The organism is Streptococcus sp. KHUD_012 (assembly GCF_052588255.1).
Genome location: NZ_CP159355.1, coordinates 2,058,781 through 2,072,795, shown reverse-complemented (window position 1 = coordinate 2,072,795; position 14,015 = coordinate 2,058,781). Strand labels below are relative to the sequence as shown.

Sequence of the window (14,015 nt, the reverse complement as noted above, 5' to 3'; positions counted from 1 at the left end):
TGACCATTCACGACGATTTTCTGACCGATTCTGACAGAGAGCTACAAAGACTGTCCCTTTGAAGTATACTGTATACAAGATCAATAAGAAAAGAGGGATCGTATGTTTCAGGTAGCATCTATTACAAAATCATTTAAGGAGAAAGCTGTATTAAAGGGAGTGTCCTTTTCGATAGAAGAAGGAGACAAAATTGCCTTGCTGGGAAATAATGGGGCAGGTAAAAGCACCCTGTTCAATATTATCGCTGGACAGCTCCAGGCCGATTCGGGGACGATAAAGACTTCGCTTGATTTTCAAAGAGAAATTGGGATGATGCCTCAGGGGGATCTGCTCATCGAGGATCTAACCGTTGCTGAATTCGTCGAATTAAAAAGCCGGATGAATCAGCTGAAGCAGGCTGATATCAATGGACTCTTAGAAATGGTCGAATTAAGAGAATCAAGAGAGCAGATGGTGGGAAGTCTTTCCGGTGGTCAAAAGAGACGCTTGTCCTTGTTGTTAACTATTTTGAATCATCCAAAGTTGATTTTTTTAGATGAGCCAACGACTGGCATGGACTTGGAAGCAGTGGATAACTTTTGGAAACTACTGGAGCAGCAAGAGTTTACATCTGTTGTGGTGACCCATGATTTTAACCAAATCGATGCCTTTTTTACAAAAGTCCTGATTTTAAAAGATGGTCGAATTGCTGCCACAAAGACTGTTGAGGACATTCACCAGGCTGGTCAAACCATTGAGCAGTATTTCCGGGAAGAGATGAATAAAGGAGGGGAACAAGCATGAAAAAGATTCAATTAAAACAAGTTTTACGAAATAAGCGCTTTGTATTATTCACCATTATTTTACCCATAGGCTGGTATATCTTCTTTTATCAGCTTCAAAAAGGGGTTTCGCCAAGTATTTTATTAGGTATTGCCGTATTTATCGGGGTCATTGGCAATAGCCTTGCAACTTTTAGTAAGCGAATCGCCTCAGATATCGGGTTTTATTCTTTTGAATCCCACTTTACAAGCTATAGTGTCAAGAACTATTTATGGGATCAATCGATTGTACAACTGATTCTGAACAGCTTGATCTTTTTAGCGGTGCTAGTTGTTGCTGTCCTAGGTTTTCACTTTCCAGTGACGACTAGCCTGTTGGTACAATTTTTCCTCTTATCCTTGATGGGGATCTACTTTAGTGTGATTGGCTTTGTACTTGGGGTGAGGGTAGATGCCAAGACGATTGATACCATTGGCTTTCCTGTTATTATTTTAGCCGCCATGACCATTATTCCCTTTGATACGCTTGGCGCAAGTGGAGGATTTATGGACTTGGTTGGCAAGCTACAACGGGCTTTCCCAGGCTATTATTATACAAAGCTGATCCAAGATTTGACCGAGAAACAAACGATCGATGCCACCCAATTAGGACTCTTTGTTGCCGTATTTGGATTGAATTTGCTATTTTTCTATCTGCTCGTACCCAAAGGAAAAATGGGGAACTAAGAGCAGATAAAAAAGAGAGTGGGACAGAAATCAGTAATTCGTTAGAATTCGATTTCGTCGTCCCACCTCCGCACAGTTGAGTAGGGCTGTAAAAGCTGATGAAATCAGCGTAGTAGAGCCCACTCAACCACTGCGTCTTGCTAGACAATCCAAAGAAAAAGAGGCCAGGACTTTTGTCCCGGCCTCTTTTTCTTTGCTACAAAATGGTTATTTGGTATTCGTTCGTCAAGTGCTTGGAAAGATCTTGCTATTCTAAAGTTCTAATGGAGAGCTTTTTTATTACATGCTAATAGAAAAAATCAATGCCGTAGTTTTCTTTTAGATAGGTCGCTAACTCGGCTTTTTCTTCCTCTCTAAATCGACAGAGGCTAAGGGCGAGACGCAATTTCAAGGTGCTTGTATTGATGATGATGTTTGACTTAGAAATATCTTCTAGCTGGGTGACTTCTCTGAGGTTAAAATCTAAATAGCAAGCCTTGCTGTTGACATGATCAGGGTCGCTGACGTCCACTTCAACATACGATGCTCGCAACAATTCTTCTTTGGGAATGAAGATTTCTTTTGAGAAGAAGAGTCCGGGATAGACCTCAATACCTTCAAAGGTGAATTCAAAGGAGACTCTGTGGCTAGTCAGTCTTTTGATGCCTGCAATTGTTGCGTAGATAGCAGCGAAAAAGAGGACGGTTGGAATCACAGTGAGAAGATTTAGTTGAGAAAAGTCGATCAATCCATGTAAGAGAAGAAAGAAAATTTGAATGAATATAGCCGATGCAAAGAGTAGATAGCCACCACCGACATATTTTGAATAATAGATTTTCATTTTGGACTCCTTACATTTTAAATGCTATGAAAACTCGGAATTTCAAGTACCCTTATCATAGCGGATTCAGGCAAGAACTGTCAATTGTTTGGTAGGGTTCAAAGCTGGTTTTTATTTTAAATGGAATAACAATGGTGTAGAATGATTTAACTTCGTAAGCTACATTATAGTATATAAAAATATGAGCCAATGCTTTTGAAATAAGCAAAAAGCCTTGGTTTTCAAGGCTTTTTGTGCATAAAAAATGCCCCCTACAGGGCTCGAACCTGTGACCCATAGATTAAGAGTCTACTGCTCTACCAACTGAGCTAAGGAGGCAAATATAAAAAGCTGTATTGGTGCCGAAACTTCACGATTTGTATTGAACCCGCGCAATTAAGCAGGTGGGCAACTCGCTCTGACTTAGCTGCTTCCGCGTGAAACGGCCTGCATACTGCCAGAAGTCTTTTGTTTCCCTAATAATACAAAAAATAGTCGGTCAACACTTAAGTGTGAGTTCGTACACCACAGCGTTTCTATATGTATATGATACCACATTTTGGAAATATTTCAAGAAAAAATCTCATTTTTTTGAAACCGATGTCACTTTTTCTTGAATTGATCAATCTTCTCCTTGGTAGCTCCGAGAGCACGCTCGTACTTGCCGTTTTCATTGGGAATAAAGTAGGACGCGTGTTTGAGCTTGTCTGGCAGGTAGTCCTGCTTGACCCAGTTGCCGGGGTAGTTGTGGGGATATTTATAGTTTTGTGCATTTCCCAGTTCCTTGCTTCCAGCATAATGACCATCGCGGAGGTGGCGAGGAATGGGAAGGTTGCCAGATGTCCTCAGATCAGACAGGGCCTTGTCTATGGCAACATAGGCTGAGTTGGACTTAGGCGAAAGGGCTAGATCGATGACGATGTTGGCGATGAGAATGCGAGCCTCAGGGAAGCCGATGCGCTCAGCGGCTTGAAGGGCTGTTACGGTATGAATCTGCGCATCTGGATTGGCCAGACCGATATCCTCATAAGCGATGACAGTCAAGCGACGAGCGAGGCTGGGTAGATCTCCGGCTTCGATCAAACGAGCGGCGTAGTGGAGACTAGCATCGACATCCGAACCACGGATAGACTTTTGTAGGGCAGAGAGCACATCGTAGTGGCCGTCTCCATCTTTGTCCATGGTGATGTAGCTACGCTGGAGGCTGTTTTCCATGATCTCTAGCGTAATATGGCGAATCCCTTCTGCATTTTCAGAAGTTGACAACACCGCCAGATCGAGAGAATTAAAGGCAGAGCGAAGATCTCCATTGGTTGAGGTAGCGATGAAATCCAAAGCGTCCTCATCGAGCACGACTGGAAAGTCAAAGCCACGGTCGGGATCATCCAGCGCCGTTTTTAGAGCTTGCTTGACCTCCTCTGTCGTCAACGGTTCCAGCTCAAAGATTTGTACCCGGCTACGAATAGCGGGTGTGACAGAGAAAAAGGGATTTTCAGTCGTTGCACCGATCATGATGACCAGACCACTTTCGAGCAAAGGCAGGAGAAAATCTTGTTTAGTTTTATCGAGGCGATGGATCTCGTCCAAAAGCAGGACCAAGCCGCCAGAAAATTTGGCTTCCTCTGAGATTTCTTGTAGGCGTTTTTTACTGTCAACCGTTGCATTAAAAGTCCGAAAGGCATACTTGGTCGTTCCTGCGATCGCAGAAGCAATACTGGTCTTTCCGATCCCCGGAGGTCCATAGAGAATCATAGAGGACAGACGATTGGCCTCGACCATGCGACGAATGATTTTGCCTTCTCCAACCAGGTGCTGTTGACCGATGACTTGATCGATCGTCCGTGGTCGCATACGGAGTGCGAGATTGTCGGGCATTTCCTTCTCCTTTCTAGCTTTGTCTCCTTTCAAAGAGGCGGTTTTTATGGTAAGATTGTAGTAACTATTGTATCATATTCCGCTCTAAGAGTGGGAAATTAGAAAGAGGACGCTATGTCTAAATACGGATTTTTGGATGTTTTAGAAGAGGAGATGGACAAGGTTTTTCCTTTTGATTTTGAGATCAATTGGGATAAGAAAAACCATGCGGTAGAAGTGGCTTTTCTCTTGGAAGCGCAGAATACGGGAGGGGTTGCACTGGTTGATGAAGCTGGCGAAGAATCTGACGAGGATATCTTCTTTGAAGAAGCCGTGCTCTTCTACAATCCAGCCAAGTCTCATGTGGAGGAAGATGCCTATTTAACAGCGATTCCTTATGAGCCTAAAAAAGGCTTGTCTCGTGAGTTTCTAGCCTATTTTGCGACTTTCCTCCGAGATACAGCCGAGCTGGCCTTGGATGAGCTCATGGATTTCTTAGCAGACGAAGAAGCAGAGAGCTTTGAGATCGTCTGGAACCAAGAAGTTTTTGAAGAAGGCAAAGTTGGCCTAGATGAAAGCACCTTTTATCCTTATCCGAGATACTAGGAGGGAAAGCTCATGCTTGAGGATTGCTTAGAAGCACGATTCGAATTTACGGGTTGTAAAATTGCCTTGATTTGTGAGGGGCAAATTTTGACCATCTTGCGCGATGATAAAGAAACGATTCCTTACCCCAATATGTGGGACTTGCCAGGTGGTGGTCGGGAAGGAAATGAGACACCTTTTGAGTGTGTGGCGCGTGAGGTTTATGAGGAATTGAACATCCAACTGTCGAAAGATGACGTCATCTGGTCTGGGATCTATCCTGGCATCTTGGATGAGAAGAAACAGTTTGTTTTTCTAGTTGGCAATCTAGCCCAAGAAGAGTTTGATCGCATCGACTTTGGAGATGAGGGACAGGGCTATAAGTTAGTGAGCTTTGAAGAGTTTTTAACTTCAGATCGAGTTGTTCCCCAATTGCAAGAACGAGTACGTGATTATGTGGAGGAAAGTGTATGATAAGACTTGAGAAAGCAGGAGCAGAGGATTTAGAAACCATTATTGCCATTCAAAGAGCCAGTTTTAAGGCAGTTTATGAAAAATACCAGGATGAATATGATCCTTATCTGGAGGACCGTGAACGAATCAAATGGAAACTGGCAGAGCGTCCCAATAGCTATTACTACTTTGTAAAAAAAGATGAAGAAAACATCGGATTTTTACGAGTTCAGACCAATGAAGAGTTAACGGAAGCTTGGTTGGGGACCGCAGCGATTCTGCCTCCGTATCAGGGAAAAGGGTATGGATCTGAAGGATTGCGCTTGCTAGAAGAGGAATTTTCAACCGTTAGACAATGGGATTTGTGTACGGTGTTACAGGATGCAGGCATGGTCGCGTTCTACGAGAAGAATGGCTACCATCAAACCCATATCGAGCCTGAAAAAGAAGGCATGGATATGGTCTACATGAAAAAATTGATAGAGAAATAGAAAGGATGGTTCGGTTAAATTTCTAAACTGAACCCGCCCTAAACACTGTGCCAAAAAGATAAACTTCTCCTAGACACAAGTGTCTTCAGAGAGTTTCCTATTTTGGCTTTGTGTTTTACGGGCTTGGTATCTTAATGATGGAAACATGGCAAGAGTTAAAAGTTACAGTGAAGCGTGAGGGTGAGGAACTAGTCTCCAACCTCTTGATCGAGTTAGGTGCCCAAGGGGTCGCGATCGAAGATAGCATGGACTATGTGGGCAACGTGGACCGCTTCGGTGAGATTTTTCCTGATGTCGAGCAGCAAGAAGAAATCGTGGTGACCGCCTACTACCCGGAAACGGTTGATGTAGCAACAGTTGAAGCGGATTTGCAGGATCGCTTAGCAGAATTGACGGATTTTATGGATCTAGGAGAGGTCAAGATGGGCACGACTGCCTTGGCTGAGGAAGACTGGGCCGACAACTGGAAGAAATACTATGAACCAGCTCGCATCACTCATGACTTGACCATCGTGCCGTCATGGACGGACTATGAGGCGACTGCTGGAGAAAAGATTATCAAGCTGGATCCTGGTATGGCCTTTGGAACAGGAACTCACCCGACCACTAAGATGAGCCTCTTTGCCTTAGAGCAAGTCCTTCGTGGCGGGGAGACAGTGCTAGATGTGGGGACAGGATCAGGCGTCCTTTCTATTGCTAGCTCGCTTCTAGGTGCCAAGGAAATCTTCGCCTATGACTTGGATGATGTAGCAGTTCGCGTCGCTCAGGAAAATATTGAGCTCAATCCTGGTATGGAAAACATCCATGTGGCCCCAGGCGATTTGCTCAAGGGTGTGGAGATTGAGGCAGATGTCATCGTGGCTAACATCTTGGCGGATATCCTTATCCATCTGACAGATGATGCTTATCGATTGGTCAAGGACGAAGGTTACCTCATCATGAGTGGCATTATCAAGGACAAGTGGGACATGGTGCGTGAGTCGGCTGAATCGGCTGGATTTTTCCTTGAAACCCACATGATCCAAGGGGAATGGAATGCCTGTGTCTTCAAGAAGACCAAGGACGTCTCCGGTGTGATTGGAGGCTAGCATGCAGCAGTATTTTGTAAAAGGTTTGGCTAGCTCACCTGTCACCATCGAGGACAAGGAAACCAGCAAGCACATGTTTCAGGTCATGCGCTTAAAAGAAGATGATGGGGTGACTTTGGTCTTTGATGATGGGATCAAGCGCTTGGCGCGCGTGGTAAATGTAGAAGCTCGTCAATTGGAGCTGGTTGAAGAATTGGCTGACAATGTGGAACTACCCATCCAAGTGACCATCGCATCGGGCTTTCCCAAAGGAGACAAACTGGAGTTCATCACTCAGAAAGTGACGGAACTGGGTGCTAGCCAAATATGGGCCTTCCCTGCAGACTGGTCGGTTGCCAAATGGGATGGCAAAAAATTGGGTAAAAAGGTCGAAAAATTAGAAAAAATCGCTCTTGGAGCAGCCGAGCAAAGCAAGCGGAATCTGGTCCCAAGTATCACCCTTTTTGAGAAAAAATCTGACTTTCTAGCTCAACTCGATCAGTTTGACCGCATCGTGGTGGCTTATGAAGAGTCAGCTAAAGAGGGAGAAGCTGCTGCTCTCTTGCAAGCAGTTACTGGACTCGAGAAGGGAGCTAAATTGCTCTTTATCTTTGGACCAGAGGGTGGCCTCTCTCCTGCAGAAATTGAAAGTTTTACAGCTAAAGGAGCAGTCCTTGCAGGACTTGGGCCTCGCATCCTACGAGCAGAAACAGCACCACTCTATGCTCTCAGCGCCGTGAGTGTTGTTACAGAATTAATGAACTAACGAAGTGAAGGAATCGCTTCGTTATTTTTTTACAAAAAACTGTTACGAATGATGAAAGCAAGGTGGATCCCAGAATGATTTTCGAGAAGTATCCGTATATTAAAGTAGCTTCATTGGTTCCCATCTGCTTCTAAAAGTGTTAAAATAGTATCCAAGAAACTGGAGAAAATACATGCCGAAAGAAGAGAATTTAACAGGGGACCAAGTCGTTGCCCTTACAAAAAAATATTTATCACCTGAAGATGTTGCTTTTGTGCAAAAGGCTTTGGTCTATGCGGTTGATTGCCATAATGGACAATTCCGTCAGTCAGGTGAACCTTACATCATTCATCCTATTCAAGTAGCAGGAATCCTTGCTAAGCTAAAACTGGACGCTGTGACGGTCGCCTGTGGCTTTTTGCATGATGTCGTGGAGGATACGGATGCAACCTTAGATGATTTAGAGCGCGAATTTGGTCATGACGTGCGTGTGATCGTCGATGGGGTGACCAAGCTCGGGAAGGTCAAGTACAAGTCCCACGAAGAGCAGTTGGCTGAAAATCATCGCAAGATGCTCATGGCCATGTCTCAAGATATTCGTGTAATATTGGTCAAATTAGCAGACCGTTTGCATAATATGCGTACCCTCAAGCATTTACGCAAAGATAAGCAAGAACGCATTTCGCGTGAGACCATGGAGATCTATGCACCACTGGCCCATCGTCTCGGGATTTCCAGCGTTAAGTGGGAACTTGAGGATTTGTCCTTCCGTTATCTGAACGAAGTTGAATTCTACAAGATCTCCCATATGATGAAGGAAAAACGTCGCGAGCGAGAAGAGTTGGTCGAAGAGGTTGTCCACAAGATCGAGACCTATGCTGGGGAACGCCATCTGCATGGGAAAATTTATGGTCGACCAAAGCATATCTATTCGATCTATCGCAAAATGCAGGATAAGAAGAAACGCTTCGATGAAATCTATGACTTGATTGCCATCCGCTGTATCCTGGATACTCCAAGTGATGTTTATGCTATGCTAGGCTACATCCATGAGCTCTGGAAGCCAATGCCAGGGCGTTTTAAGGACTATATTGCCAACCGGAAGGCCAATGGCTATCAGTCCATCCATACGACTGTATACGGCCCTAAAGGACCGATTGAGTTCCAGATCCGAACCAAGGAAATGCACGAGGTTGCTGAGTATGGGGTTGCGGCTCACTGGGCCTATAAAAAAGGAATCAAGGGTCAAGTCAACAGCAAGGAATCGGCTATTGGGATGAACTGGATCAAGGAGATGATGGAACTCCAAGACCAGTCAGGCGATGCCAAAGAATTTGTTGAAAATGTAAAAGAAGATATCTTGGCAGAAGAAATTTACGTCTTCACACCAGATGGAACCGTGCGCTCGCTTCCGAAAGATTCTGGACCGATCGATTTTGCCTATGAAATCCACACCAAGGTTGGGGAAAAAGCGATTGGTGCTAAGGTCAATGGCCGGATGGTGCCCCTCAATACCAAACTTCGGACGGGAGATCAGGTGGAGATTATCACCAATGCCAACTCCTTTGGTCCGAGTCGTGACTGGCTGACCCTTGTTAAAACTAGCAAGGCGCGCAACAAGATTCGTCAGTTCTTTAAAAATCAAGACAAGGAATTATCTATTAACCGTGGTCGGGACCTCTTGATGGCCCAATTCCACGAGCATGACTTGGTAGCCAATAAGTTCATGGACAAAAAGCACATGGACAAAGTGCTACAAAAATCAAGTTACAAGACAGAAGAAGCCTTGTTTGCGGCGATTGGTTTTGGAGAGATTGGGGCTATTACCATCTTTAACCGCTTGACGGAGGATGAACGCCGGGAAGAAGAACGGGCTAAGGCACGTGCAGAAGCAGAAGAGCTAGTCAAAGGTGGCGAGGTCAAGGTTGAAAATAAAAAAGATACCTTGAAGGTCCGTCACGAAGGTGGCGTGGTTATCCAAGGCGCTTCTGGGCTCTTGATTCGGATTGCTAAGTGCTGTAACCCAGTTCCAGGTGATGAAATCGTCGGCTATATCACCAAAGGACGCGGTGTTGCGATTCACCGTCAGGACTGTATGAATCTCCGAGCTCAAGACAACTACGAGCAACGCTTGATTGATGTAGAATGGGAAGATAACAACACGACCAAAGACTATATCGCCCACATCGATATATACGGACTCAACCGTGCCGGACTTCTGAACGATGTACTACAAGTCCTCTCCAATACAGCTAAGATGGTCTCAACCGTCAATGCCCAACCAACCAAAGATATGAAATTTGCCAATATCCACATTTCCTTTGGAATTCCAAACTTGTCTATGTTGACAACGGTTGTGGATAAGATTAAGAGTGTGCCGGAGGTGTACTCTGTTAAGCGTACCAATGGCTAGTCTTCTGCGAAAATCGACTTCATACTGCGTTAGTTTCGACTGGCCTAACTACAGTTATGCCTGCGTCTCACTGCCTTGTCTGATGTCGATTTTCTTTGAAGAAGCTAGGATGTGCTCAGAACTCTTTTATTGCTTGGTTAGCTCGCCTTGCCGTACTTCAGTACTGTCTTCGTCTCGCTGCCCCGCACTAAAAGTAACTGAACAGCCTTTACTTTTCAGATAATATACCTGCGTCTCACTGCCTTGTCTGATGTCGATTTTCTTTTAAGGTCAGCAGTGAATGCTCAATAGATTTATAAAATAGGATAATAAAATGAAATTAGTAATTCAACGGGTCAAGAGTGCCTCGGTTTCCATTGATGGCCAAGTTTACAATGCGATCCAGCAAGGCTTGCTGCTCTTAGTGGGAGTAGGGCCTGAGGATGACCAGAAGGATTTGGAGTATGCAGTCCGCAAGGTATCGCAGATGCGTATTTTCTCAGATGAGGAAGATAAGATGAATCTTTCGGTCAAAGATATTCAAGGAGAAATCTTGTCGATCTCTCAATTTACCCTCTTTGCGGAGACAAAAAAAGGCAACCGTCCTGCTTTTATAGGGGCTGCCAAGCCAGATATGGCCAGTCAATTATATGATGCCTTTAATGATCAATTAGAAAAAGAAGTCCCTGTCAAACGAGGGATCTTTGGAGCCGATATGGCGATTGAATTGATCAATGATGGTCCGGTGACGATTTTACTAGATACAAAAAATCCATAAGTAAGAAAACATGCAGTCGGGTTAGACTGCATGTTTTTCGATATAGAGTTGTTGGGCGATCACTTGGTTGATAGAAATTTCTTGTTCATGGATAACTAAGTAATAGAGGCCTGTGTAGTCATCATACCGTTGAAACGCGATGGTATCACCAATTTGGAGATGGATCTGATCTAAGAATTTTAACAATTCATAGGTGTCATAGACTCTTTGCAGAATATACAGACCAGGCTCAGTCGTTTCACTGAGACGGTCTTGGTAGGCTTCGACAAGCCTTTCACCTTTCTTTGGAATTGTCCCACCATGAGGACAGGTCTTAGGATTTCCAAGCATGTGATCCAGCCGGTCGATGAAATGTTCAGAAACGGTATGCTCGAGAACTTCTGCCTCTTCATGGACTTCTTCAGTTGTGTAGCCAAGATTTTTCAGCAGAAATACTTCGATCAAGCGGTGCTTGCGGTAGAGATCAGAGACCAATTGCGAGCCCAGATCTGTTAGTAGATAGCCATGGGTCTTATTTTTCACCAAGAGACCCTCAGAGATCATGCGCTTAATCATCTCGGTCACAGCGGGTGGAGAGACCTGCATGCGACTGGCAATTTCTTTATTACTGATTTTTTCTACTTCTGTGCCAATTTCGTAAATGCACTTGAGGTAATCTTCTTTGTTTGGTGTCATGCTTTCCTCTTTTCTTCGCTCACTTCTAGTATATCAAAAAAATCCTCAAAAACGCTAGTGGAGTAATGAGAATTGTCTCAAGCTCCAAAAGATGGTAGTATAGTAGCATAGAAAGGACAGCATCATGAACAGACGGGAATTAGCGAGACTAGGCTGGAGAGAAAATAGTTTAGCCTATCTAGAGAAGCACTTGCAGGTATACAAAGATCCACAAGCCTACCAAGAACAATACCAGTCTGTCTTTTTCTTTGCCAGTCCTCTGTTTCAAAACATGTGGTTTCAAGAGATCAAGGATCTAACGGAAACTGCTGCCCAAGACTTGCTGAGGGGCGTCATGAAAATTCTCCTAATGCCAAGTGACCTGTCTGGAACTTGTGAAGAAACAGCCTTTCTTCTGAGTAGAATGGCTCCAGATTGTCCACCAGGTTCCGACTTTTGGACGGCTTTTTCACGCGTCGTGCAGGTCGCCTTTGAAAGGGATCCCTTGGCGGATCAGTCGGGAGACCAGCTCTTGAAACGCCAGGTTCACCAGTTGCGCTACCTACTTTCAAGTTACCAGGCACAATGGATTCGGACGCATGAGGCCAGAACTGGACAGACTGACGAGGAGGCCTTACAAGCTTACCTACAGGAGGCTAGAGCGGTCACGGTGGATGCTTATGCGGCTGCTCGTCTTCATAACAAGGTCTCCCTAAGGCCAGATGGTCACCTTCATTATCCATCAGGGGCCTCCCAACAAGTTAATTTCAAGGTCTTGTTAAATTTTCATACGGAGTATATCCTCGATCAAGCTGGGCATTTCCTCAATGAAGTCGATCCAGTAGAAGTTTCTGAAAATGGCATTGTCAATGGTGCCAGTTTTAACTACGGGTTGGCTAGGGGCCGGACCCATAAGGACTTAGATATTGACCCCGTCAAAGCGTGGGACCCAGCCTTTCGCAAGCAGGTCCTCTATCAGCAAGGTGTTCGCTATCTAGCTCCGAAGAATGACCGAGGAGAGCAAGGTTATTGGAGTCGAAAAGGAGTTTTTGCACAGGGAGGTAAGAGCTATAAGCAACAAGTGGCAAAGCGCGTGCGAAGCTTCCTACAAGGCATCCCTCGCTTACGCTGGCGGGTCCTCCTCCAAAATGGGCTCCATCGGATTTTATAGCAGACAAAAAGAGGTCTACGACCTCTTTTTATGTTTATCCAAGTGCTTTGACAGCTTCGATTGCAGCGTCATAATTGGGTTCGCTGTTGATGTTGTCTAGGTACTCAACGTAAGTCACCTTGTTGTCTGCATCTAAGACCAAGACAGCGCGCGCAAGCAAGTGCCATTCATTGATCAAGAGGCCATAAGCCTTCCCGAAGGAATGGTCGTAGTAGTCTGAGAGCATGATAGCATTGTCGAGTCCTTCAGCAGCGCACCATTTACCTTGAGCAAAAGGAAGGTCGACAGAGACCGTCAAGACGACAGTGTCTTCCAAGTCCGATAAGGTCTTGTTGAAGTGACGTGTTTGCATCGAACAGATCCCTGTGTCGATGGATGGGATGATGCTGAGGACTTTTTTCTTGCCAGCAAAATCAGCTAAAGATTTCTTCTCCAGAGCTGGAGTGATCAATGAAAAATCATGAGCCATTTCCCCTACTTGCAGTTGAGATCCGGTAAAGGTAACAGGGTTTCCTAAAAATGTTGTCATAGCAAAGACTCCTTTTTTCTTTTCATTGTACATCAATGAAGGGGGAAGGGCCACTGATTTGTTTAGAAATCTGAAGGGGCTACTGACTCAATCCTTCTGCGATCTTGTCTAAGTTCCATTTCATCATGCTGTAGTAGCTATCGCCCTTTTCTCCTTCTTTGGCAATGGAATCAGTGAAGATCTTTGCATAGATTGGGATGTCGGTATCTTTAGACACAGTTTTCATAGGACGTTCATCGACACTGGATTCAACAAAGAGGGCCGGCACCTTGGTTTGACGGAGCTTTTCTACCAGCGTTTTGATTTGGTCAGGTGTGCCTTCTTCTTCCGTATTGATTTCCCAGATATAGGCAGATGGGACGCCATAGGCTTTGGAGAAGTACTTGAAGCAGCCTTCGCTGGTTACGATCATCTTCTTGTCTGCTGGGATGTTATTGAATGCTTGCTTGGCTTCTTGGTCTAGCTTGTTGAGTTTTTCAGTGTAGGCTGCTAGATTTTTTTCGTAGAAGTCCTTATTTTTTGGATCTTTTGCGATTAATTGTTTGGCAATGTTTTTAGCGTAGATGATTCCATTTTCGAGATTGAGCCAAGCGTGAGGGTCTTCTTTTCCAGCTTGGTTTTGGCCTTCTAGGTAGATGACATCGACTCCCTCGCTAACTGCGAAATAGTCCTTGTTTTCTACTTTATTGGCATTTTTGACCAATTTAGTGAACCAAGCATTGCCACCGGTTTCAAGGTTGATCCCGTTGTAGAAGATCAGGTCTGCTTGCGAAGTTTTTTTGACATCTTCTGGTAGTGGTTCGTATTCGTGGGGATCTTTGCCGACGGGAACGATACTGTGCAGTTCGATCTTATCCCCAGCAATATTTTTGGTCATATCTGCAAGGATCGAATTGGTGGTGACCACTTTCAATTTACCAGAAGCTCCAGAAGAAGAACCCTTGCTACAGGCTAGAAGGCCAAATAAGAGCGCTACAAAGAGGGCGAGGACAGAAGCGATTTTTTTCATG

15 protein-coding genes, 1 tRNA gene and 1 other RNA gene are annotated in these 14,015 nt (G+C 44.7%); 10 read left to right on the top strand and 7 right to left on the bottom strand.

Going from position 1 to position 14,015, the window contains the following annotated elements:
• Positions 1 to 102 precede the first annotated feature (102 nt).
• Together ABVF55_RS10070 and ABVF55_RS10065 are read left to right on the top strand one after the other, a co-directional pair.
• The gene (locus tag ABVF55_RS10070) at positions 103 to 783 is read left to right on the top strand and encodes an ABC transporter ATP-binding protein (protein WP_445285299.1); all 681 of its coding nucleotides are present in this window, start codon (positions 103 to 105) and stop codon (positions 781 to 783) included.
• Positions 780 to 1,487: an ABC transporter gene (locus ABVF55_RS10065; protein WP_156672047.1), complete on the top strand. Its 708-nt coding sequence runs from the start codon at positions 780 to 782 to the stop codon at positions 1,485 to 1,487. The genes ABVF55_RS10070 and ABVF55_RS10065 overlap by 4 nt, the downstream gene beginning before the upstream one ends.
• A gap of 286 nt (positions 1,488 to 1,773) precedes the next feature.
• On the opposite strand, the gene ABVF55_RS10060 is transcribed toward ABVF55_RS10065, so the two are convergent.
• The 4 genes from ABVF55_RS10060 to ABVF55_RS10045 all read right to left on the bottom strand — a co-directional run bounded on the left by ABVF55_RS10060 (position 1,774) and on the right by ABVF55_RS10045 (position 4,161).
• Entirely contained in the window at positions 1,774 to 2,307 is a 534-nt protein-coding gene (locus ABVF55_RS10060) for a hypothetical protein (protein WP_049474411.1), read from the bottom strand.
• Positions 2,308 to 2,552: 245 nt separating this feature from the next.
• Positions 2,553 to 2,625, bottom strand: a tRNA-Lys gene (locus tag ABVF55_RS10055).
• A 5-nt stretch (positions 2,626 to 2,630) separates the two neighbouring features.
• A non-coding RNA gene (gene ssrS, locus ABVF55_RS10050) (6S RNA) lies at positions 2,631 to 2,823 on the bottom strand.
• A gap of 66 nt (positions 2,824 to 2,889) precedes the next feature.
• Positions 2,890 to 4,161: a replication-associated recombination protein A gene (locus ABVF55_RS10045; RefSeq protein ID WP_445285298.1), complete on the bottom strand. Its 1,272-nt coding sequence runs from the start codon at positions 4,159 to 4,161 to the stop codon at positions 2,890 to 2,892.
• A 114-nt stretch (positions 4,162 to 4,275) separates the two neighbouring features.
• Between ABVF55_RS10045 and ABVF55_RS10040 the strand changes: the two genes are divergently transcribed.
• The 7 genes from ABVF55_RS10040 (at position 4,276) to dtd (ending at position 10,651) form a co-directional block, all read left to right on the top strand.
• Positions 4,276 to 4,746, top strand: coding sequence for a DUF3013 family protein (locus ABVF55_RS10040; RefSeq protein WP_155125043.1), 471 nt, complete (start codon positions 4,276 to 4,278; stop codon positions 4,744 to 4,746).
• Between the two features lie 12 nt (positions 4,747 to 4,758).
• Positions 4,759 to 5,199 carry an NUDIX hydrolase gene (locus ABVF55_RS10035; RefSeq protein WP_320909523.1) on the top strand — a complete coding sequence of 147 codons (441 nt, stop codon included), beginning with the start codon at positions 4,759 to 4,761 and terminating at the stop codon, positions 5,197 to 5,199.
• A complete protein-coding gene (locus ABVF55_RS10030; protein ID WP_320909522.1) occupies positions 5,196 to 5,669 on the top strand; it encodes a GNAT family N-acetyltransferase in 474 nt (157 codons plus the stop codon). Before ABVF55_RS10035 ends, ABVF55_RS10030 begins: the two co-directional genes overlap by 4 nt.
• Positions 5,670 to 5,806: 137 nt before the next feature.
• The gene (gene prmA, locus ABVF55_RS10025) at positions 5,807 to 6,757 is read left to right on the top strand and encodes a 50S ribosomal protein L11 methyltransferase (protein ID WP_320910009.1); all 951 of its coding nucleotides are present in this window, start codon (positions 5,807 to 5,809) and stop codon (positions 6,755 to 6,757) included.
• Position 6,758: 1 nt separating this feature from the next.
• Positions 6,759 to 7,502, top strand: coding sequence for a 16S rRNA (uracil(1498)-N(3))-methyltransferase (locus tag ABVF55_RS10020; protein ID WP_320909521.1), 744 nt, complete (start codon positions 6,759 to 6,761; stop codon positions 7,500 to 7,502).
• Positions 7,503 to 7,674: 172 nt separating this feature from the next.
• On the top strand, positions 7,675 to 9,894 hold the full coding sequence (locus ABVF55_RS10015; RefSeq protein ID WP_003013723.1) for a RelA/SpoT family protein: 2,220 nt from the start codon (positions 7,675 to 7,677) through the stop codon (positions 9,892 to 9,894).
• A gap of 313 nt (positions 9,895 to 10,207) precedes the next feature.
• Positions 10,208 to 10,651 (top strand): D-aminoacyl-tRNA deacylase, encoded by a 444-nt coding sequence (dtd, locus tag ABVF55_RS10010; protein WP_049473116.1) that lies wholly within the window; start codon positions 10,208 to 10,210, stop codon positions 10,649 to 10,651.
• Positions 10,652 to 10,672: 21 nt separating this feature from the next.
• Here the strand turns inward: dtd and ABVF55_RS10005 are convergent, their stop codons facing one another.
• Positions 10,673 to 11,326, bottom strand: a complete 654-nt coding sequence (locus ABVF55_RS10005; RefSeq protein WP_445285297.1) for a metal-dependent transcriptional regulator — start codon at positions 11,324 to 11,326, stop codon at positions 10,673 to 10,675.
• Between the two features lie 124 nt (positions 11,327 to 11,450).
• Between ABVF55_RS10005 and ABVF55_RS10000 the strand changes: the two genes are divergently transcribed.
• The gene (locus ABVF55_RS10000) at positions 11,451 to 12,476 is read left to right on the top strand and encodes a DUF3114 domain-containing protein (protein ID WP_445285296.1); all 1,026 of its coding nucleotides are present in this window, start codon (positions 11,451 to 11,453) and stop codon (positions 12,474 to 12,476) included.
• 34 nt (positions 12,477 to 12,510) lie between these two features.
• Here the strand turns inward: ABVF55_RS10000 and tpx are convergent, their stop codons facing one another.
• Together tpx and fimA are read right to left on the bottom strand one after the other, a co-directional pair.
• Entirely contained in the window at positions 12,511 to 13,005 is a 495-nt protein-coding gene (gene tpx / locus ABVF55_RS09995) for a thiol peroxidase (RefSeq protein ID WP_371585277.1), read from the bottom strand.
• Between the two features lie 79 nt (positions 13,006 to 13,084).
• Complete coding sequence (gene fimA, locus ABVF55_RS09990; RefSeq protein WP_320909518.1) at positions 13,085 to 14,014, bottom strand: metal ABC transporter substrate-binding lipoprotein/fibrin-binding adhesin FimA; 930 nt, start codon at positions 14,012 to 14,014, stop codon at positions 13,085 to 13,087.
• Between the last annotated feature and the right edge of the window lies 1 nt (position 14,015).